This window comes from Mycobacterium sp. NGS54 (genome assembly GCF_059812465.1).
Genome location: NZ_JCALCS010000002.1, coordinates 333,021 through 353,009 on the forward strand (window position 1 = coordinate 333,021; position 19,989 = coordinate 353,009).

At 68.3% G+C, this 19,989-nt stretch carries 18 protein-coding genes and 1 pseudogene; 8 read left to right on the plus strand and 11 right to left on the minus strand.

Annotation, left to right across the window (positions count from 1 at the left end):
• Nucleotides 1-5: 5 nt before the first annotated feature.
• Both ripA and AC5Y5E_RS06205 read right to left on the minus strand, forming a co-directional pair.
• Complete coding sequence (gene ripA / locus AC5Y5E_RS06200) at nt 6-1,439, minus strand: NlpC/P60 family peptidoglycan endopeptidase RipA (RefSeq protein ID WP_499902110.1); 1,434 nt, start codon at nt 1,437-1,439, stop codon at nt 6-8.
• Between the two features lie 247 nt (nt 1,440-1,686).
• On the minus strand, nt 1,687-2,229 hold the full coding sequence (locus tag AC5Y5E_RS06205; protein ID WP_499902111.1) for an Rv1476 family membrane protein: 543 nt from the start codon (nt 2,227-2,229) through the stop codon (nt 1,687-1,689).
• A gap of 183 nt (nt 2,230-2,412) precedes the next feature.
• Between AC5Y5E_RS06205 and AC5Y5E_RS06210 the strand changes: the two genes are divergently transcribed.
• Both AC5Y5E_RS06210 and AC5Y5E_RS06215 read left to right on the plus strand, forming a co-directional pair.
• On the plus strand, nt 2,413-5,226 hold the full coding sequence (locus AC5Y5E_RS06210) for an aconitate hydratase (protein ID WP_499902112.1): 2,814 nt from the start codon (nt 2,413-2,415) through the stop codon (nt 5,224-5,226).
• A gap of 12 nt (nt 5,227-5,238) precedes the next feature.
• Nucleotides 5,239-5,820, plus strand: a complete 582-nt coding sequence (locus tag AC5Y5E_RS06215; RefSeq protein ID WP_499902113.1) for a TetR/AcrR family transcriptional regulator — start codon at nt 5,239-5,241, stop codon at nt 5,818-5,820.
• Between the two features lie 38 nt (nt 5,821-5,858).
• Here AC5Y5E_RS06215 and AC5Y5E_RS06220 read toward each other — a convergent pair whose 3' ends face one another.
• From AC5Y5E_RS06220 to AC5Y5E_RS06235, 4 genes are all read right to left on the minus strand, one after another.
• Nucleotides 5,859-6,065, minus strand: a complete 207-nt coding sequence (locus tag AC5Y5E_RS06220; RefSeq protein ID WP_499902617.1) for a helix-turn-helix domain-containing protein — start codon at nt 6,063-6,065, stop codon at nt 5,859-5,861.
• Between the two features lie 92 nt (nt 6,066-6,157).
• Entirely contained in the window at nt 6,158-7,786 is a 1,629-nt protein-coding gene (locus tag AC5Y5E_RS06225) for an ABC-F family ATP-binding cassette domain-containing protein (protein WP_499902114.1), read from the minus strand.
• Between the two features lie 29 nt (nt 7,787-7,815).
• Nucleotides 7,816-8,625 carry an enoyl-CoA hydratase gene (locus AC5Y5E_RS06230; RefSeq protein WP_499902115.1) on the minus strand — a complete coding sequence of 270 codons (810 nt, stop codon included), beginning with the start codon at nt 8,623-8,625 and terminating at the stop codon, nt 7,816-7,818.
• A 24-nt stretch (nt 8,626-8,649) separates the two neighbouring features.
• A complete protein-coding gene (locus AC5Y5E_RS06235) occupies nt 8,650-9,363 on the minus strand; it encodes a GAP family protein (protein ID WP_499902116.1) in 714 nt (237 codons plus the stop codon).
• Between the two features lie 322 nt (nt 9,364-9,685).
• Here AC5Y5E_RS06235 and AC5Y5E_RS06240 point away from each other — a divergent pair, with 322 nt between their 5' ends.
• Nucleotides 9,686-11,128: a condensation domain-containing protein gene (locus AC5Y5E_RS06240; protein WP_499902117.1), complete on the plus strand. Its 1,443-nt coding sequence runs from the start codon at nt 9,686-9,688 to the stop codon at nt 11,126-11,128.
• On the opposite strand, the gene trxA is transcribed toward AC5Y5E_RS06240, so the two are convergent.
• Nucleotides 11,125-11,484 (minus strand): thioredoxin, encoded by a 360-nt coding sequence (gene trxA, locus AC5Y5E_RS06245; protein WP_499902118.1) that lies wholly within the window; start codon nt 11,482-11,484, stop codon nt 11,125-11,127. The two genes, AC5Y5E_RS06240 and trxA, sit on opposite strands and share 4 nt — an antisense overlap.
• 189 nt (nt 11,485-11,673) lie before the next feature.
• Between trxA and AC5Y5E_RS06250 the strand changes: the two genes are divergently transcribed.
• The 4 genes from AC5Y5E_RS06250 (at nt 11,674) to AC5Y5E_RS06265 (ending at nt 16,125) form a co-directional block, all read left to right on the plus strand.
• A complete protein-coding gene (locus AC5Y5E_RS06250; protein WP_499902119.1) occupies nt 11,674-12,609 on the plus strand; it encodes a PE family protein in 936 nt (311 codons plus the stop codon).
• Between the two features lie 89 nt (nt 12,610-12,698).
• Nucleotides 12,699-14,528 carry an acyl-CoA dehydrogenase gene (locus AC5Y5E_RS06255; RefSeq protein ID WP_499902120.1) on the plus strand — a complete coding sequence of 610 codons (1,830 nt, stop codon included), beginning with the start codon at nt 12,699-12,701 and terminating at the stop codon, nt 14,526-14,528.
• 58 nt (nt 14,529-14,586) lie between these two features.
• Nucleotides 14,587-15,351, plus strand: a complete 765-nt coding sequence (locus tag AC5Y5E_RS06260; RefSeq protein WP_499902121.1) for a DUF5666 domain-containing protein — start codon at nt 14,587-14,589, stop codon at nt 15,349-15,351.
• Nucleotides 15,352-15,363: 12 nt separating this feature from the next.
• On the plus strand, nt 15,364-16,125 hold the full coding sequence (locus tag AC5Y5E_RS06265; protein WP_499902122.1) for a DUF5666 domain-containing protein: 762 nt from the start codon (nt 15,364-15,366) through the stop codon (nt 16,123-16,125).
• On the opposite strand, the gene AC5Y5E_RS06270 is transcribed toward AC5Y5E_RS06265, so the two are convergent.
• On the minus strand, nt 16,122-17,276 hold the full coding sequence (locus AC5Y5E_RS06270; protein WP_499902123.1) for an alpha/beta hydrolase family protein: 1,155 nt from the start codon (nt 17,274-17,276) through the stop codon (nt 16,122-16,124). The genes AC5Y5E_RS06265 and AC5Y5E_RS06270 overlap by 4 nt on opposite strands.
• Before the next feature lie 86 nt (nt 17,277-17,362).
• Between AC5Y5E_RS06270 and AC5Y5E_RS06275 the strand changes: the two genes are divergently transcribed.
• Complete coding sequence (locus AC5Y5E_RS06275) at nt 17,363-17,947, plus strand: TetR/AcrR family transcriptional regulator (RefSeq protein ID WP_499902124.1); 585 nt, start codon at nt 17,363-17,365, stop codon at nt 17,945-17,947.
• Here AC5Y5E_RS06275 and AC5Y5E_RS06280 read toward each other — a convergent pair.
• From AC5Y5E_RS06280 to AC5Y5E_RS06290, 3 genes and pseudogenes are all read right to left on the minus strand, one after another.
• Complete coding sequence (locus AC5Y5E_RS06280) at nt 17,944-18,291, minus strand: metal-sulfur cluster assembly factor (protein WP_067014712.1); 348 nt, start codon at nt 18,289-18,291, stop codon at nt 17,944-17,946. The genes AC5Y5E_RS06275 and AC5Y5E_RS06280 overlap by 4 nt on opposite strands.
• Nucleotides 18,251-18,755, minus strand: a pseudogene (gene sufU / locus AC5Y5E_RS06285) (Fe-S cluster assembly sulfur transfer protein SufU). The gene AC5Y5E_RS06280 and the pseudogene sufU overlap by 41 nt, the downstream one beginning before the upstream one ends.
• A complete protein-coding gene (locus tag AC5Y5E_RS06290; protein WP_499902125.1) occupies nt 18,752-19,987 on the minus strand; it encodes a cysteine desulfurase in 1,236 nt (411 codons plus the stop codon). Before AC5Y5E_RS06290 ends, sufU begins: the two are co-directional and overlap by 4 nt.
• Nucleotides 19,988-19,989 lie beyond the last annotated feature (2 nt).

Here is a 19,989-nt window from a genome sequence, read left to right on the forward strand (position 1 = left end):
GATCGTCACCACTCGATGTAGCGGACCACATACGGCGTCATCCCACTGGTGCGCACGGGCGCGACGCGAACCTTCAAACCGATGTCGGGGGCTTCCAGCATCTGGCCGCCGCCGAGGTAGAGCGTCACGTGCTGGCTGCCGCCCGGTCCGTAGAAGATGACGTCGCCGCGGCGCATCTGCGACGACGGGATCTTGCGGCCCAGGTTGTACTGCGAACCCGAGTAGTGCGGCAGCTTGATGCCCACGCCGGCGAACGAGTACAGGACCAGACCCGAACAGTCGAAGCCGGTGATCCCGGCACCGGAGTCGATGCCCTTGCTGGGCCCCGCCGCGTTGCCGCCACCCCACGAATAGGGCACGCCGAGCTGCGACATGCCGCGCCGGATCACGTACTCGGTGGCCTGCCGCCCGTACACCCGGGGGATGCGGCCGGCGGTGCCGCCGGGTGCCGCATTGGTGATACCCGTGTCGTCGGGCTTGAGGATGCCCAGCTGCTGTAGGAAGCTGCGGCCCATCCCGGCGGTGACCTGCGTCGAGGTCGCCGAGATGCCCAGCACCTGGTTGATCACGGCGATCGGGTCACCGGGGACGTTGGCGCTGGCCACCATGGGCAGCGTCGGGTCCCACAGGCCGTCCCACCGGCGGCCGCCGGTGGGCGGGGCGCCGGCGGGTGACCCCGGATCCCACCGGTCCCCCGAGAGCGGGACGGCGGACCCACCATGTCCCGCGGACCATTCGCGCTGGGCCGCTTCGAGTTTCGCCTGGGCCTGGTCGCGCTCGGCCGCCAGCCGGGTGGCCTGCTCGCGCTGGTCGTTGAACTTGCGCTTGGAATCGGTGAGCGCGGCCACCGCGGCGTCCTGGCTCGCCTTCGCGTCGGCGGCGGCCTTGTCGGCCTTCTGCTTGGCCAGCCGCGCGGCCGACTCTTTGTTGACCTGCTCGGTCCGGGCTCGCTGCAGCTTGTCCATCACCGCCTGCGAGCTCGCGGTCAGGGTCTCCGCGGCGCTCTCGGTCGCGATCATGTCTTCGGGGCTGGTCGCGGTCAGGTAGCTGCCCGACGGCCCGTTCATGTAGGTGGCCGCCGCGAAGGTGTTGAACCGGTGTTGCGCGGCGGCGATCGCTGCGTTGGCGTCCTTGACCCCCTGCTGGCTGGCCTCGACGTCGTGCTCGGCGGCGGTGGCGTTGTCGCGCGCGGTCTCGACGTCGACCAGGGCCTTGTTGACACTTTCCTGCTCGGTCTGGATCTCGGCGGTCAGGTCTTCCAGGCGCTGGTTGGCCTTGGCGACGTTGGCGATCAACGCGGCCATGCTGTCGGCGGCGGGGTCGGCGTCGGCCAGACCCGGGGTGCACATCAACATGGCCACGCTCAGCACCGACGGAGCGACCGGCCGGAGCAGCCTGGCGGCCGGTCGCGCAGACGATGCCCAGCGCATACGTCTCATTCGGCAGGTCTCCTACGGCTCAACGCGGACGGGCGGCGCCAGGCACGGCCTTTCTGAAAACGCCACAAACAACACGAGCACCATTTGCACCGTACGTCACATATGACGCCGTGGAAACGCTCGTCACAAACTGCACTCTTGACGTGCGTTTAATGTGACCGAACGGTGACCTGCAAGGTTTGCCGCTGGAAATCGCGGGCGACGGCCCGACGAGGCAACTCGCGCCGGACCCGCGTGTCAGGGGCCGTTACTGGGCGTCGCCGGCCGTTTCGGCCGGCGGATCCGGCGCGCCGGCCGGCGTTGCTGCGCGCTTGGCGCGCAACTGCAGAAATCGGGTGCCCACGGCCGCCGCGAGCACAGCGATCAGGAGGAAGATGGTCAGCCCCGTCCAGGGGAACTCGGGCGTATTCAGCTCGTGCAGGAAATGCTGCGCCGAGACCACCGGGTTTCCCGTCTTGGCGTTGTCCTCGCCGGCCTCGAGCGTGACGCGCGGGAATTGCGTGCTGTAGGTGCCGACGTAACTCGGGCTCAGCGTCAGGACGGTGGCGTCGTGATAGTCGGCGCCGACGACGGTGGAGATGTCGCGCAGCGGGGTGTCGTTCGGCGGGTTGTGGTCGAGCAGGACGATCTTGAGGTTGATGCCGTCGGCGTGCGCCTGGTTGACGACATCGATCAGCCCGGGCATGGCCGCCGGCGGCGCGCTGACGCCGTTGGCGGCGACCTGAGCCTTGATCGCGGTCATGTCGACGTCCACCGGAATGTAGAGCGGCAGAAACGAGTGCCCGGTCATGCCGACACTGTAGTGCGATGGTCGGCGCGGATTCTTCGGCCGCTGGGGGTTTAATCCCGCGCCGCGCGCGACAAGACTGGAACGGCGGGCACCCCGCCGTATACAGGACAAGCGTACTGTTAAAGTGACACCGCACCGCCGACATGGCCCGTCGGCGGAAGAACTTAATCCTTGGGAGTTGAAGTGACTGATTCTGTGAACTCGTTCGGAGCCCGCGACACCCTCAAGGTCGGCGACAAGAGTTACCAGATCTACCGCCTGGATGCCGTCCCCAATACCGAGAAACTCCCCTACAGCCTCAAGGTCCTGGCCGAGAACCTGCTGCGCAACGAGGACGGCAGCAACATCACCAAGGACCACATCGAAGCCATCGCCAACTGGGATCCCAAGGCGGAGCCCAGCATTGAGATCCAGTACACGCCGGCCCGCGTGGTGATGCAGGACTTCACCGGCGTGCCGTGCATCGTCGACCTGGCCACCATGCGCGAGGCCGTCGGCGACCTCGGCGGCAACCCGGACAAGGTCAACCCGCTGGCCCCCGCCGACCTGGTGATCGACCACTCGGTGATCGCCGACCTGTTCGGCCGCCCCGACGCCTTCGAGCGCAACGTCGAGATCGAATACCAGCGCAACGGCGAGCGCTACCAGTTCTTGCGTTGGGGCCAGGGCGCTTTCGACGACTTCAAGGTGGTGCCGCCGGGCACCGGCATCGTGCACCAGGTCAACATCGAATACCTGGCGAGTGTGGTGATGACCCGCGACGGGGTGGCCTACCCGGACACCTGCGTGGGCACCGACTCGCACACCACGATGGTCAACGGCCTCGGCGTGCTCGGCTGGGGCGTGGGCGGCATCGAGGCCGAGGCAGCGATGCTGGGCCAGCCGGTGTCGATGCTCATCCCCCGCGTCGTCGGCTTCAAGCTGACCGGCGAGATCCAGGCCGGCGTCACGGCCACCGACGTCGTGCTGACGGTGACCGAGATGCTGCGCAAGCACGGCGTCGTCGGCAAGTTCGTCGAGTTCTACGGCGAAGGCGTGGCCGAGGTGCCGCTGGCCAACCGTGCCACCCTGGGCAACATGAGTCCCGAATTCGGTTCCACCGCAGCCATTTTCCCGATCGACGAGGAGACCATCTCCTACCTGCGCTTCACCGGCCGCAGCGACGAACAGCTGGCCCTGGTCGAGGCGTACGCCAAGGAACAGGGCATGTGGCACAACCCCGAGCACGAGCTGGCCTTCTCCGAATACCTCGAACTCGACCTGTCCGACGTGGTGCCGTCGATCGCCGGCCCCAAGCGCCCGCAGGACCGCATCGCGTTGTCTGACGCGAAATCCACGTTCCGCGAGCAGATTCCGAACTATGTCGGCGACGATCCCGACAAGAAGGCCTACTCGAAGCTCGACGAGACCGTCGACGAGACGTTCCCGGCGAGCGACCCGGGGGCGCTGGAGAACGGTCACGCGGACGACGCCCCGAAGGTGGAGTCGGCCGCCAAGCACGCGAAGGGCCGGGTGAGCAGCCCGGTGACGGTCCGCTCGGACGAACTCGGCGAGTTCGTGCTCGATCACGGCGCGGTGGTGATCGCGGCGGTCACCTCGTGCACCAACACCTCCAACCCGGAGGTGATGCTGGGCGCGGCGCTGCTGGCCCGCAACGCCGTCGAGAAGGGGCTGGCCGCCAAGCCGTGGGTGAAGACCACGATGGCGCCGGGCTCCCAGGTGGTCCACGACTACTACGACAAGGCCGGCCTGTGGCCGTATTTGGAGAAGCTCGGCTTCTACCTCGTCGGCTACGGCTGCACCACGTGCATCGGCAACTCCGGCCCGTTGCCCGACGAGATCTCCAAGGCGATCAACGACAACGACCTTTCGGTGGCGGCCGTGCTGTCCGGCAACCGGAACTTCGAGGGCCGCATCAACCCGGACGTGAAGATGAACTACCTGGCGTCGCCGCCGCTGGTGGTGGCCTACGCGCTGGCCGGGACGATGGACTTCGACTTCGAGTCCCAGCCGCTCGGCACGGACCAGGACGGCAACGAGGTCTTCCTCAAAGACATCTGGCCGTCGCAGCAGGCCGTTTCGGACACCATCGCCTCGGCGATCAGCCAGGAGATGTTCACCAAGAACTACGCCGACGTGTTCAAGGGCGACGAGCGCTGGCGCAACCTGCCGACCCCCAGCGGCAACACCTTTGAGTGGGACCCGGATTCGACGTATGTCCGCAAGCCCCCGTACTTCGACGGCATGTCCGCCGACCCCGAGCCGGTCAGCGACATCTCCGGCGCCCGGGTGCTGGCGCTGCTGGGCGATTCGGTGACCACCGACCACATCTCCCCCGCCGGCAGCATCAAGCCGGGCACGCCCGCGGCGCAGTACCTCGACGAGCACGGCGTGGACCGCAAGGACTACAACTCCTTCGGTTCGCGGCGCGGCAACCACGAGGTGATGATTCGCGGCACCTTCGCCAACATCCGGCTGCGCAACCAGCTGCTGGACGACGTCGCCGGCGGCTACACCCGTGACTTCACCCAGGACGGCGGCCCGCAGGCGTTCATCTACGACGCGGCGCAAAACTATGCGGCACAGAACATTCCGCTGGTGGTGCTGGGCGGCAAGGAGTACGGGTCGGGCTCGTCGCGCGACTGGGCGGCCAAGGGCACGCTGCTGCTGGGTGTGCGGGCGGTGATCGCCGAGTCGTTCGAGCGCATTCACCGGTCCAACCTGATCGGCATGGGCGTCATCCCGCTGCAGTTCCCGGAGGGCAAGACCGCCGGGGACTTGGGGCTGGACGGCACCGAGGTCTTCGACATCACCGGCATCGAGGCGCTCAACGACGGCAAGACGCCCAAGACGGTGAAAGTCAAGGCCGCCAAGGAGGGTGGCGACCCGATCGAGTTCGACGCGGTGGTGCGCATCGACACACCCGGCGAGGCCGACTACTACCGCAACGGCGGCATCCTGCAGTACGTGCTGCGCAACATGCTCAAGTCCGGCTAACGCGGGCCGCCGGTGCCAAAAGTCAGCGAGGACCATCTGGCGGCTCGCCGCCGCCAGATCCTCGACGGTGCCCGCCATTGTTTCGCCGAATACGGCTACGACAAGGCGACGGTGCGTCGGCTGGAGAAGGCGATCGGGATGTCGCGCGGCGCGATCTTCCATCACTTCCGGGACAAGGACGCGTTGTTCTTCGCGCTGGCGCACGAGGACGCCGAGCGGATGGCCGACGTGGCGTCCCGCGAGGGCCTGATCCAGGTGATGCGCGACATGCTCGCCGCCCCCGATCAATTCGACTGGCTCGCGACCCGGCTGGAGATAGCGCGAAAGCTGCGCAACGATCCCGTGTTCAGCCAGGGCTGGGCGGATCGCTCCGCCGAGCTGGCGGCGGCGACGACCGATCGGCTGCGCCGGCAGAAGGAGGCGCACCGGGTGCGCGACGACGTTCCCGGCGACGTCCTGCAGTGCTACCTAGAGCTGGTTCTCGACGGCTTGGTGGCCCGGCTGGCGTCCGGCGAGGATCCGCGCCGGCTGTCCGCGGTCCTCGATCTGGTGGAAAAGTCGGTGCGGCGCAAGGAAGCTGGGGCGCAGGCGTAACGCCACTGTGAACAAGGGGACGTGATTTCGCAGTGACGCTACGCCCGCGGGGACTGGCGCCGGGCCGAAGTGTGGTTGGGGCCGCCGCGGCCGCGCAGCGTGGTACCGGACTCGAGCAGCATGCTGTGAACCGACCCGTAGGACCTGCCGGTGGTGGCCACCAGGTTGCGGATGCTGGCGCCGCCCTCGTACGCGTTGCGCAGTTCGTGCAACATCTGCTCGCGCGTCTTCTTCGGCCTTCTCACTGCGGTCTTCAAGGTCCCCTCCATGCTCCGGGCTCGATCCCCAAGCACATAGAGTAAGAAGCCGTCGTCGGCCGCGGGCCGATTTGGCGAAATCACGCCAGTTCGATGAGATCCCGGTAGTCCTCGGACCAGTAGTCCTCGGTGCCGTCGGGCAACAGCACGACGCGTTGCGGGTCGAGGGCCTCGGCCGCGCCCGGGTCGTGGGTCACCAGCACCACCGCGCCCAGGTAGCTGCGCAGCGCGTCTAGCACCTGTTCGCGCGACGCGGGATCGAGGTTGTTGGTGGGTTCGTCGAGGAGCAGCACGTTAGCCGTCGACGCCACCAGGCCGGCCAGCGCAAGCCGGGTCTTCTCCCCCCCGGAAAGGGTGCCCGCCGGTTGGTCGAGCTGCGGACCGCTGAACATGAACGCGCCGAGCAGGCCGCGCAGCTCCTGCTCGCCCGACTCGGGCGCGGCGTGCCGGATGTTCTCCCAGACGGTCGCGTCGTTGTCGAGCGTGTCGTGCTCCTGCGCGAAATACCCGATCCGCAAGCCATGTCCGGGCTCGAGCCCCCCGCTGTCGGGGGTTTCGACGCCGGCCAGCAGGCGCAGCAGCGTCGTCTTGCCCGCGCCGTTGAGACCCAGCACGACCACGCGCGAGCCGCGGTCGATGGCCAGATCGACACCGCTGAACACCTCGAGCGACCCGTACGACTTGGAAAGGCCCTTGGCGACCAGCGGGGTGCGCCCGCACGCGGCCGGGGTGGGGAATTTGATCCGGGCCACCTTGTCGGCGACTCGTTCCTCGTCGAGCGCCGCCATCATCCGATCGGCGCGGCGCAACATGTTCTGCGCCGCAACGGCTTTCGTGGCCTTGGCGCCCAGCTTGGCGGCCTGCGTGCGCAGCGCGGCGGCCTTGCGCTCGGCGTTGGCGCGTTCCCGGCGGCGGCGCTGCTCGTCCGTCGCGCGGGCGTCCAGGTACTTCTGCCAGCCCATGTTGTAGACGTCGACCTCGCCGCGCACCGCGTCCAGGAACCACACCCGGTTGACGACGTCGGCCAGCAGCTCGACGTTGTGGCTGATGAGTACCAGCCCGCCGGTGTGCGCCCGCAGGAAATCGCGCAGCCAGCCAAGCGAATCCGCGTCGAGGTGGTTGGTCGGCTCGTCGAGCAGCAGCGTGGTTGACGAGCCGGCCCCGCTGTCGGAGGCGGCGAACAGGATGCGCGCCAGTTCCACGCGGCGGCGCTGACCGCCGGACAGCGTGCGCAACTGCTGCGTCAGGACCCGTTCCGGCAGGCCGAGACTCGCGCAGATGCGCCCGGCCTCGCTCTCGGCGCCGTAGCCGCCCAGCGCCACGAACCGCTCCTCCAGCTGCCCGTAGCGACGGATCGCGCGGTCCCGCGCGTCGTCGTCGGCGACCTCGGCCATCAGCGCCTGCTGCTTCTCGAGGTCGGTGAGCAGGACGTCCAATCCGCGAGCCGACAGCACCCGGTCACGGGCCAGCACGTCGAGATCGCCCTCTTTGGGATCCTGTGGGAGATAACCGATTTCGCCGATCTGGGCGACCGATCCCGCGTAGGGCTGACTCTCGCCGGCCAGGATGCGCAGGGTCGTCGTCTTGCCCGCCCCGTTGCGGCCCACCAGCCCGATGCGGTCGCCGGGCTGCACACGCAGGTCCGGGCCGTCGGGCGAGAGCAGAATGCGCGCACCAGCGCGGACCTCGAGGTCCGTGGCCGTGATCACATCTACTCCTGTTACTTCCCTTGTCTGGGCTATTTCTCGTCGGTGAAAACCGGCGGCCGCTTCTCCGCGCGCGCGGCAACCGCTTCCTCGAAGTTGGCGGTGAGCAGGCGGACGAAGAGCTGTCCTAGGCCTTCGGCTTGCATGTGCCCTTCCAGGCTACCGGCGTCGAGTCCACTCCACAGCGTGCGCTTGGTCAACTCGGTTCCCGGGCGCGAGAAAGCCGCGATCCGCGCGGCGATCGCGTAGCAGGTGTCCAGCAGCTGTTCCTCCGGCACCTGGCAGGACACCAGGCCGATGCGCTCGGCCTCCTCCGCGCTGACGTCGCGGCCGGTCAGCATGATCTCGAACGCACGCGACGACCCGATCGCCCGGGGCAGCAGGTAGGAGAGGCCCAGTTCGCTGGCGGTCAGGCCGTTGTTGATGCCCGCGGCCCGGAAGTAGGCGCTGGTGGAGGCCACCCGGATGTCGGCGGCCAGGGCCAGGCACAGTCCCCCGCCGATGGCGGGGCCGTTGACCGCGGCGATCACCGGTTGGTGCAACCGCCGCAGCCCCAGGATCACGTCGTCCAGCAGCTCCATCGAGCGCAGCGCGTACGTCGGGCGGGTCAGCCCGGCGACGTGCGGCACGGTGCCCGCGGACTTGTGATCGGCGCCCGAGGAAAACCCTCGGCCCGCCCCGGTCAGCACCACGACGCGCACGGAATTGTCGTAGGTGACCTTCTCCAGGGCCTCTTTGAGCGGCACCATGACGTCGAAGGCCATGGAGTTCATCCGCTCGGGCCGATTGAGGGTTATCAGCGCGACACCGGGCCGCGGTTGCTCTACCAGTACCAGACTCACCCGAGAAAGGTAGCGTGCCCTGGCTCAGACGTGGCCCATGCCGGTGGTCATCAGGAAAACCCCCAGCACCGCCACCACGACCCCGAGGACCGCCCGCCTGCGGGCCTGTACCCAGTCGTGCACCCGCGACATCATCGCGCCGGTGCGCGCCGGCGCCGCCAGCTGGCAGATCAGCGGGACCTCGGCAAACGCCAGGCCAACCAGCGTGTACGCCGCCGCCGCGCTGACCTGGGTGCCCAGGGCGGCCCCGGAGGCCAGGATCACGGTGAGCGCCGCCAGGTAGCGGAAGTCGGTCGTTATCCCCACCCCGACCAGGAAGGTGATCCAGGGCGGGCCGGACTGCAGCGCTCGTACGGCGCGCGTCGACACGCGGGACAAAGCCGTGGGTTCGGCCCGGTTCAGGGGAGCCCCGGCGGGCACCGGGACGGGTCGGCGCACCGAAAAGCCCACCGCGATCGCGCCGGCGATTATCAGGGCGAGCAGGCCCATCGCGACCTGAATCTGCCCCGCCGTGGAGCTCGAGCTGGCAACCTCCACCCGGTCCATGACGCCGAGCACGACGTCGTGCAGCCCCACGAGGGCGCCCAGGGCCAGGGCGACACCCACCGCCACCCCGCCCAGCCAGAGAGCAAAGAGGTGCAGCACCGGCCGTCGTCGCGAAAACAGCAGCAGGGCGATCCCAATCCGCCCCGGGTCCACCCCCGCGACCAGCGCCAACGCCAGCACCGTGCCCCACATGGGCGCGACTCTACCGCGGACGGCCAGGGTCGCGTTCGCACTTCGGGGCGATCGAGCCGCGGCCACGCGACCGTACGTTAAATGTCGTGCAAACGCCGCACGTGGCTTGGTTTGGTCTGCTATCTTTAGCCACCATTGGGCGCGTGCCAGCTACGCCCGTTGAGATGTCTTGCGCGGGCGACAGCAGCAGAGGCATTGGCGCGCAAATATGTTGTCCCGCAACCGAATCCGACCAATGGAGGCAGGAACGCCGTTCGGCAAAGCAAATGGTAGAGCTATGAATTCGCTGTGTCCAGGCGATGAGGCAGACTAGGGAGGGAATGTGTTCATCCCAGGAGAAGAGGCGTTCGGGGCCATCCACGATTGGTCGCCCGAGCCCGGTTCGATCGTGTGCTGGCATCCCTCGCCGGCCGCGCTCGCCAAGGTCCGGCAAGCCCCGATAAGCGCTGTTCCTCCCAGCCATCAGCAGGCCCGTCACCTGCGTAATTTCGTCGACCACGCGGGCCGTGGGGTGGACATGTCGCGGCTGTGTATCGGCAGCTGGGACATGCCCGGCCGCTGCGACATCCGGGTTCTGACCTACGTCATCAACGCGCATCTTCGGCGGCACGACACATATCACAGCTGGTTCGAATTTGCCGACGGCGACCGGATCCTGAGGCACACCGTTCCCAATCCCGCCGACATTCAATGCGTTCCGATCAAGCACGACATGACGCCGGAGGAATTCCGCGAGCACATCGTGGCCACGCCGAGCCCGTTGGACTGGGACTGCTTCCGCTTCGCCGTAATTCAGCGCGCGGATCACTTCACCTTCTGCTTCAGCATCGACCATCTGTACATCGACGCGCAGTTCCTCGGTGCGATGCGCATGGAGCTGTATCTGATGTACACATCGCTGCTCGCCGGCGGTGCGCCGCCGGCCCTTCCGGCCCCGGGCAGCTACGAGAACTACTGTGTCCAGCAACACGAGTACACGTCCGCCCTGACGCTGGAGTCCCCGCAGGTGCAGGCCTGGGTCGACTTCTTCGAACAGAATGACGGCACCCTCCCGGAATGCCCGGTGTCGCTCGGCGACGGGTCGGGGGCCTGCGACCTGATGTTCGTGCGGCTGATGGACGAGCAACAGACGGCCGATTTCGAATCCGCGTGCATTGCGGCGGGCGGCCGCTTCAGCGGCGGGGTGTTCGCCGTCGCCGGCCTCGCGCAATACGAATTGACCGGCGCCGAAACGTATTACGGGCTGATTGCGTGCGACACCCGCAGTTCCCGGGCCGAGTTTCTGACGATCGGCTGGTTCACCGGTTTCGTCCCGATCACCATTCCCGTCGGTGGGTCATCGTTCGGTGCCGCCGTGCGGGCCGCGCAGCAGTCGTTCGATTCTGGTAAGGCCCTGGCGAACGTGCCGTTTTCCCGGGTGCTGGAGCTGGCGCCGTGGCTGAGCATGCCCCAGGGGCGCGTTCCCCTGCTGTTCCACCTCGACGCCAGCAGCCCTCCCCTATCCACCATCGTCAAGGCGGAATGGGGCGGCTCCAACATCAAGATTCACCACGACGGCGGGGTTCCGGCGCGGTTCGACTTGCGCGTCAACCGGTACGAGAACGAGACGCACGCCATGGTGTTCTTCCCGGACAATCCCGTCGCGCGGGAATCCGTCACCCGTTACCTCGAGACGCTGAAATCCATTTATCTCCGCGTCGCCGAAGGCCGCGTCAGCGCGGCAGCGCCTTGGGATGTCGCCGCGCCGCAGCGGCAACTCGTTTAGGCCTGCTCGGATTGGGCGGCCTCGGCCGCGTCCACGTCGAACGCCTTGATCTGCTGAACCAAGTCCTCCAGCGCCGCCGGCGGTAGCGCACCGGCCTGGTTGAACAGCAGCTTGCCCTTCTTGAAGGCCATCAGCGTCGGGATGGACCGGATCTGCGCGGCCGCGGCGAGCTGTTGCTCGGCCTCGGTGTCGACCTTGGCGTAGACGATGTCGGGGTGCTCCTCCGACGACGCGTGGAACGTCGGCGCGAACTGGCGGCATGGGCCACACCAGGAGGCCCAGAAGTCGACCAGCACGATGTCGTTGCCCTCGATGGTCTCGTTGAACTGCGCGGCAGTGAGATCGCGTGTCGTCACAATGCTCCTAACGTAAGCGACCGGCGTGATGTTCCCGCCGAGTTTACGACCGCCGACGCCCGCGAATAACTCGCTTGGACCGCGCGACCTCATTGAATCCGGCCCCGCAATGAAGTTCATTGGTGCCCGTACCAGCCGAAAAGGCGATACGATTTTGCGGTCGCTGACACTTCACCGGGGAGGTCCGAGATGTCATTTTTGGTCGCAGATACGGCGTTGGTCTCGGGGGCAGCCGACGATCTGGCGCGCCTCGGCTCGACAATCAGCGAGGTCAATTCCGCGGTGGCGGCCCAGACGACCACGTTGGCATCGGCGGGAGCCGACGAGGTGTCCTCCGCCATCGCGGCGGTGTTCGCGGCGCACGGCCAGAGCTATCAGGCGCTGAGCGCCCAGGTTGCGGCCTTTCACGACCAATTCGTGCAAAACCTGGCCGGCGGCGCGCAGGCCTATACCGCCGCAGAAGCCGCCAACACCAACCCCTTGAAGCCGCTGTTCGACGTGATCAACGCACCCAGCCGGGCGCTGTTCAACCGCCCGCTGATCGGCAACGGCAATAACGGCGCTACGCCCGGCGCGAACGGCGAGGACGGCGGAATCCTGTTCGGCAACGGCGGCAACGGTGCGGCCGGCAACGGGTCCGTCCCGGCCGGCGGCAAGGGCGGCGACGCCGGACTGTTCGGCAACGGTGGCTTGGGCGCCGCCGGAGGGCCCGGCGGGACCGGCGGGGCCGGCGGCAACGGCGGGTTCCTGTGGGGCAACGGCGGCGGCGGCGGCGCGGGCTTCGAGGGCGGCGGCGCGGGGGGCAGGGCGTGGCTGCTGGGTAACGGTGGCCTCGGCGGTAGCTCGCTGTCGTTCGGTGGCGGCGGCAATGGCGGAGCCGGCGGGTTCTTGGTCGGCGACGGCGGCACCGGCGGCGGCGGCGGAACGAACAGCAACGGCGGGCTCGGCGGCCAGGCCGGCCTGGTGGGCAACGGCGGGGACGGCGGCAACGGCGGGACGGTGACCGGCACCGGTGGCAACGGCGGTAATGCGCTGCTGGTTGGCAACGGCGGGCACGGCGGAACGCCTGGCGGCACCGGTGGCCAGCGCGGGCTCCTGTTCGGCATGAACGGCGCGAACGGGTAGCGACCCTACTTACGGTTGCGTACGTTTTCCCCACTCGGAGAGACTGAGCCCGACGAACGGGTTGATCGGCCTAAGTGGAGGGGAATGCGTTGGGCCACTACATCGCTAACGTCCGCGATCTCGAGTTCAACCTGTTCGAGGTTCTCGAGCTAGGTGCCGTGCTCGGCACCGGAAGTTTCAGCGACCTTGACGAGGACACCGTCCGAACGATCCTGGCCGAGGCCGCGCGCCTGGCGGAGGGGCCGGTCGCCGAGTCCTTCGCTGCCGCCGACCGCAATCCGCCGGTGTTCGACCCGGCCACGCACTCGATCAGCGTGCCCGACGAGCTGGCCAAGACGGTGCGGGCGATCAAGGAGGCGGGGTGGTGGCGGCTGGGCCTGGCGGAGGAGATCGGCGGCATGCCCGCGCCGCCGCCGCTGGCCTGGGCGGTCAACGAAATGATCCTGTGCGCCAATCCGTCCGCGAATTTCTTCAACTTCGGCCCGTTCATGGCCCAGGCGCTCTACGAGGAGGGCAACGAACAGCAACGCCAGTGGGCGGCGGTGGGCGTGGAGCGCGGATGGCAGGCCACCATGGTGCTCACCGAGCCCGACGCCGGATCCGACGTCGGGGCGGGCCGCGCCAAGGCGATCCAGCAACCGGACGGCACCTGGCACATCGAGGGCGTCAAGCGATTCATCTCCGGCGGCGACGTCGGCGAGACCGCCGAGAACATCTTCCACCTCGTGCTGGCCCGCCCGGAGGGCGCCGGCCCGGGCACCAAGGGGTTGAGCCTGTTCTATGTGCCCAAGTACCTGTTCGACCCCGAAACATTCGAATTAGGTTCCCGCAACGGGGTTTTCGCCACCGGGCTGGAACACAAGATGGGCATCAAATCCTCGCCGACGTGCGAACTGACCTTCGGCGACGGCGACGTGCCCGCGGTCGGCTACCTGGTCGGTGACGTGCACAACGGGATCGCGCAGATGTTCACCGTGATCGAGCAGGCGCGCATGACGATCGGGGTGAAGGCCGCCGGCACCCTGTCCACGGGCTACCTGAACGCGTTGGCCTTCGCCAAGGAGCGCGTGCAGGGCGCCGACCTCACCCAGATGACCGACAAGACCGCGCCGCGGGTGACGATCATGCACCACCCCGACGTGCGTCGCAGCCTGATGACGCAGAAGGCGTACGCCGAGGGGCTGCGCGCCCTTTACATGTATGCCGCCGCGCACCAGGATCCGGCTGTGGCGCAACGGGTTTCGGGTGCCGACGCAGACATGGCGCACCGCATCGACGACCTGCTGCTGCCGATCGTCAAGGGGGTGAGCTCGGAGCGGGCCTACGAGATCCTGACCGAGTCGCTGCAGACGCTGGGTGGCTCGGGCTTCCTGGTCGACTATCCGCTCGAGCAGTACATCCGCGACTCCAAGATCGATTCGCTCTACGAGGGCACCACCGCCATCCAGGCGCTGGATTTCTTCTTCCGCAAGATCGTCCGCGACCACGGCCAGGCGCTGCAGTTCCTGGTGGCACAGATCAGTAAGACCATCGACGCCTGCGACGAGGCGCTCAAACCGCAGGCCGAGCTGGTGCAGGCCGCGCTCGACGAGGTCACCGCGATGACGGGCGCGCTGACCGGCTACCTGATGTCGGCCACCCAGCACCCGACCGAGATTTACAAGGTGGGGCTGGGCTCGGTGCGCTACCTGCTCGCGGTCGGCGACCTGGTCATCGGCTGGCGGTTACTGGTGCAGGCCGGCGTCGCCCAGGCCGCGCTGGCCGGCGCGCCCTCCGCGAGCGACAAGAGCTTCTATGAGGGCAAGATCGCGACGGCGACGTTCTTCGCGAAGAACATGCTGCCCAGGCTGACCGCCCAGCGCAGGGTCCTCGAGTCCCTCGACGACGACATCATGCGGGTCTCCGAAGACGCGTTCTGACACTTCACAGTTCCGGCACAGCTCGAGCGGGTACACCTTTTCGTGGTCCAACTCACGAATGGGGGAAACGTTGATATCAGCAAGCCGATTCGCCATCCTCGCCGTCACGGGCGCCGCCGCGCTGTCCGTCGCCGCCTGCGGTTCTTCGAACCAATCGAGCCCGACGTCGACGTCCACCTCTACCTCGACGGTCACCTCGACGACCACGTCCCAGCCGCCCGCCCAGGGCGAAGCCAAGGTCAGCGGCCTGATCGCGTCGGTGGCGGGCAACTCGATCCGGGTCACCAAGGACGACAACAGCAGCGCCGCCGTCAACTTCACGTCCACGACCAAGGTCACGGAGGTGGGCCCGGCCACGCTGAGCGACGTCAGCCAGGGGAGTTGCGTCACCGTGCGGCCTACCAAGGAGATCCAGAGCGGGCAGCCGACAACCGCGGCGTCGGTCCGGGTCAGCCCCTCCGTCAACGGCACCTGCCCCCCGGCAAAAGGATCCGGGCAAAGTTCCACCAGCACGCCGCCCCCCGGTTCGCCGTCGCCGGCGCCCGCCAAGCCGAAGCCGTTGGTCGGCTCGGTCGCTTCGGTGGCCGGGAACACCATCACCGTCGCGGGCACCGACGCCAGCGGTAACAGCACGCAGACGCCGGTGACCGTCGACGATCAGACCAAGTACTCCAAGCTGGCGACCGCCACGCCCGACGCGATCGCGCAGGGCAAGTGCGTCACCGCGCGCGGCAGCCTGGACAACGGCGGCACGCTGCAGGCGACGAGCATCAACGTGCGGGCGGCCGTCGACGGTAAATGCCCGGGCAAGCCGCGCGGGTGATCCCGGTTGTCGATGTCTGCCAGCACGGTCAAGCCTAGGCTGGCCCAGATCGCGCTCGTCGCGGTCGTCGCTCTGATCGCGTTGAGCCTGGCCATGTGCCACTCGGGTGGCACGGCGAGCAACACCGGCAGCACCGGAAAACCGACCGTGACGGCGACCCCGCCCAGCCCCGCGGCCGGCCGGCCGCCCCCGCCGGTCCCCGCGCCGCCCCCCGCCGCCAAGGACTACGTCGAGGGTCTGGTCCAGTCGGTGTCGGGCGGCACCATCGGGCTCAGGACGCGGACCGGATCGGCCACCGTGGATTTCACGCCACAGACCAGGGTCGTCGAGACCACGCCAGCCCAGCTGACCGATGTCACCCCGGGCAGCTGCGTCAACGTGCGCGCCACCCCGCAGAGCGCGCCCGCCCCCGGCGCCATCACCGCGCAATCGGTGACCGTCACCCCCGCCGTCGACGGCAAGTGCCCGCCACCCGCCGGGTTCTACGGGACGGTCAGCTCGGTCTCGGGTAACACCATCGCCGTCAGCGGCTTGGGTTCCGGAGGCACCCAACCGGCGCCCACGAGCGTAACGGTCGCGAACACGACGTCCTACCAGAAGCAGACAGCTTCAGACTCCCAGGCGATCACGAACGGAAAGTGCTTGGGGGCGCAGGGAACTCAGGACACCGGGGCGCTGCACGCGATGACCATCAGCCTCGAGACATGCCCGCCGATGGGTCACCCGCACCATCACCTGCACCTGCACCTGCCCCATCTCCCCTTCCACCTCTAGCCGACGAGGGTCTCGTCGAGCCAGTCGAACAGCCGCTGATGGAACAGGGCCATCGCGCCCTCGTGGCAGTGTTCCTCGGCGCCCTCGGCGGCGGTGAACTTCAGCAGCGTCTTCGGGCAACGCAGCGCGTCGTAGAGCTTTTGCGGCTGCCCCTGGAAGAACTGGTCTCGTTCGGCCTCGCAGACCAGCGTCGGACAGGTGATCTGGTCAACGACGGTCGTGAGGTCGTACTTGGCGAACGCGTCGGCCAACTCCCCGATGTCCGCGACGCCGAGCGTCCACAGGCCGTTGAGGAGCGCCCAGCGCAAGGAGGTCGGCACTTGGTCGGGGCGGCCGATCGCCGCGTCGATCACCGCGGTGGGCGGAAGCGCCGAGGCGAAGTCGAAGACGCCGTCGTAGGCGACGCACGCGGCGATCCTCTTGTCGAACGCCGCCGCCCGCGGGGCGAGGTAGCCGCCCATGCTCATCCCGAGCAGCGCGATCCGGTGGATGTCGACCCCGGGCAGCGTGACGGCGACGTCGAGCACCGGGGTGACCACGGCCTCCCAATCGTGGCGGAACGGCAATTTGTGGACCCGCAGCGCCGCCCCCTGGCCGGGTCCCTCGAAGATCAGGCAGTTCCAGCCGTGCCTGCGGGCCGCCTCCCCCACAGCGAAGAACATCTCTTCGACCGTCGAGTCGAAGCCGCCGTGCGCGACCAGCGTCGGGCCGGGCTCGTCGCCGCTGACATTGAGGTAGTAGCCGCTCAGCTCGATGCCCTGGTAGGGAATGCCGACCCGCTGCCAGTGCTCCCGGACCTCGGGCGCGGCCCGGAACGCCTTGATCGCGCGTGCCGAGGTGTCCGCCACCCGCGGGTCGTTGACCGGGTCGTCGCGCAGGTAGAACTCGGCAGTCCGGTAGTAGTTCGCGGCCCGCAGGTAGGCGCTGCTGGCGCTGACGGAGTGCCCCTTGGCGGCACAATCGTCGGCGATGCCGGCGATCCGGTCCGCCAGGGCTCTCCATTCCCGGTGCCAGGACTCCCAGTCGCCCGGCGTGATCCGCGCCGCGGTGGCCATCACCTCACCGATGTCCGCCCCGCCGTAGACGGTGTATCCGACGGCCCGCAACGTCTCGAACGAGAACGACTCGTCGGTGTCGAACATGAATCGCATGGCCGTTGCCCTATCGCAAGTTGACTTGCAATAGCCTCCCACTCGGCGTCGCGTAACGCAAGATGAGTTGCGATAGACTCGGGCGCATGACATCGGCTGTGTCGCACCGGCGCGGGGAGCACGTGCGCCAGATCGTGCTGGACGCCGCGTTCGACGAACTCGTCGAGAACGGCGTCGAGGCCGCGACGGTCGCGGGCGTGGCGCGCCGGTGCGGCGTCCACGAGACGACCGTCTACCGACGCTGGACTACCCGGGAAAACCTCTTGGTCGACGCCATGCTGACGCGCGGCGCCCATTCGATCCCCGACCCGGACACCGGATCCACCCGCGACGATCTGCTGGCCGTCGCCCGCTCCCTCGCCGCGTACCTCAACTCCGCGGCCGGGAAGGCGGTGCTCTACGCGGGAACCCTGCGCGCCGATCCCGGCTACGACAGGGCGCGCCTCGCCTTCTGGGAGGGTCGCATCGAGGCGCTCACGCCCGTCGTGCAGCGCGGCGTCGCGCGCGGGGACCTGCGTGCCGAAGCCGACCCGCGGCTGGTGCTGGGGATGTTGCTGACGCCGCTGCAGGGCCGGGTCCTGTTCTCCGACGAGCCGATCCCCGACGACATGCCCGAATGCCTCGTCGACATCCTGCTCGACGGGGCGGCCGCCCGCCCGGGCGGCGCCTAGACGGTGAAGCCGAGGGCGCGCAACTGTTCGCGCCCGTCCTCGGTGATCTTGTCGGGGCCCCATGGCGGGTTCCACACCCAGTTGATCCGCAGGTCGTCGACCAGGCCGCTGCCGACCAGCGCGCTGCGCGACTGGTCTTCGATGACGTCGGTCAGCGGGCAGGCCGCCGACGTCAACGTCATGTCGATCAGGGCGACGGTCCCCTCGTCGCCCTCTTCCACGTTGAGTCCGTAAACCAGCCCGAGATCGACGACGTTGATGCCCAGTTCGGGGTCGACGACGTCGCGCATCGCCTCCTCCACGTCAGCGAGGAACTCGTCGCTCGGTGCGGTGGTTTCGCTCATTTCTGGTCCTCCTCAAAACCCGCACTCGCTTGAGCCAGTGCGTCCTTGAAAGCCATCCACCCCAGCAGCGCGCATTTCACCCGCGCCGGATATTTGGCGACTCCCGCGAAGGCGACCCCGTCGCCCAACACGTCCTCGTCGCCTTCGATCGTGCCGCGCGAGGACACCATCTCGCTGAACGCGGTGACGGTCTTCAGCGCCTCGCCGACGCTGCGGCCGATCACTTGCTGGGTCAGCACCGACGTCGACGCCTGGCTGATCGAACAGCCCTGCCCGTCATACGAGACGTCGGTGACGGTTTCGCCGTCATCGGACAGGGCGACCCGCAGGGTGATCTCGTCGCCGCAGACCGGGTTGACGTGGTACACCTGCGCGCCGAACGGCTCCCGCAGCCCGCGGTGCTGCGGGTGCTTGTAGTGATCGAGGATCACGTCCTGATAGATCTGTTCGAGACGCAACGTCAGTCTCTCCCGAAGAAATCCAGCGCGCGTCGCACGCCGGCCACCAGGCGATCCACCTCGTCGAGGGTGTTGTAGACCGCGAACGACGCCCGCGCGGTCGCCGCCACGCCGAACCTGCGATGCAGCGGTAACGCGCAGTGGTGACCCACCCGCACCGCGACGCCGTCGTCGTCGAGCACCTGGCCGACGTCGTGGGCGTGCACGCCGTCGACGACGAAGGCCACCGGCGAGCCCCGGTTCTCCGTCGACGTCGGGCCGACGATGCGCAGGCCGTCGATGCCGGACAGGCCCTCGATGGTTGCGGCCACCAACTCGCGCTCGTGGGCCTCCACGGCGTCCATGCCGAGCGCGCCGAGATAGCGTGCGGCGGCGGCCAATCCGACCACCTGGGAGGTCATCGGGGTGCCGGCCTCGAAGCGCTGCGGTGGCGCCGCATAGGTGCTGACCTCCATGGTCACCGTCTCGATCATCGACCCGCCGGTGAGGAAAGGCGGCGCGGCCGACAGCAGTTCGCCACGCCCGTAGAGCACGCCGATCCCGTTGGGGCCCAACATCTTGTGGCCCGAGAACGCGCCGAAGTCGACGTCGAGGGCGTGGAAGTCGACCGGCCGGTGCGGCACCGACTGGCAGGCGTCCAGCACGGTCAGCGCGCCCACGGCCTTGGCGCGGCCGACCAGTTCGCCCACCGGCGCGAGCGCGCCGGTGACGTTGGAATGGTGGCTGAACGCAACGACTTTGACCCGCTCGTCGAGCTGCAGCGAGTCGAGATCGATGCGCCCGTCATCGGTCACGCCGTACCAGCGCAACGTCGCTCCGGTGCGCCGGGCCAGCTCCTGCCACGGGACCAGGTTCGCGTGGTGCTCGAGCTCGGTGGTGACGATGACGTCGCCGGGCCCGACGGCACGCTGGAAACGGTTGTCGCCCAGCACGTATGACACCAGGTTGAGCGCCTCGGTGGCGTTCTTGGTGAACACCAATTCGTCGGCGTCGGCGCCCACGAAGGCCGCGATGTCGGCCCGGCCCTGCTCGTAGGCGTCGGTGGCCTCCTCCATCAGCTGGTGCGCACCGCGATGCACCGCGCCGTTGGAGGTCAGCAGGAACTCCCGCTCGGCATCGAGCACCTGCAGCGGACGCTGCGAGGTCGCGCCGGAATCGAGGTATGCCAACTGATTTCCCCCACGCATGATGCGCTTGAGGATCGGGAAATCGGCACGGACGGCCGCGACGTCCAACATGG

Excerpts from the sequence above, each read along its gene's own strand:
- AC5Y5E_RS06280 (WP_067014712.1), bottom strand. The coding sequence starts at position 18,291 with ATGAGCGAAACCACCGCACCGAGCGACGAGTTCCTCGCTGACGTGGAG.
- ripA (WP_499902110.1), bottom strand. The coding sequence starts at position 1,439 with ATGAGACGTATGCGCTGGGCATCGTCTGCGCGACCGGCCGCCAGGCTG.
- AC5Y5E_RS06270 (WP_499902123.1), bottom strand. The coding sequence starts at position 17,276 with ATGCGATTCATGTTCGACACCGACGAGTCGTTCTCGTTCGAGACGTTG.
- AC5Y5E_RS06290 (WP_499902125.1), bottom strand. The coding sequence starts at position 19,987 with ATGTTGGACGTCGCGGCCGTCCGTGCCGATTTCCCGATCCTCAAGCGC.
- AC5Y5E_RS06260 (WP_499902121.1), top strand. The coding sequence starts at position 14,587 with ATGGGGGAAACGTTGATATCAGCAAGCCGATTCGCCATCCTCGCCGTC.
- AC5Y5E_RS06205 (WP_499902111.1), bottom strand. The coding sequence starts at position 2,229 with ATGACCGGGCACTCGTTTCTGCCGCTCTACATTCCGGTGGACGTCGAC.
- AC5Y5E_RS06235 (WP_499902116.1), bottom strand. The coding sequence starts at position 9,363 with ATGTGGGGCACGGTGCTGGCGTTGGCGCTGGTCGCGGGGGTGGACCCG.
- AC5Y5E_RS06265 (WP_499902122.1), top strand. The coding sequence starts at position 15,364 with ATGTCTGCCAGCACGGTCAAGCCTAGGCTGGCCCAGATCGCGCTCGTC.
- AC5Y5E_RS06275 (WP_499902124.1), top strand. The coding sequence starts at position 17,363 with ATGACATCGGCTGTGTCGCACCGGCGCGGGGAGCACGTGCGCCAGATC.
- AC5Y5E_RS06250 (WP_499902119.1), top strand. The coding sequence starts at position 11,674 with ATGTCATTTTTGGTCGCAGATACGGCGTTGGTCTCGGGGGCAGCCGAC.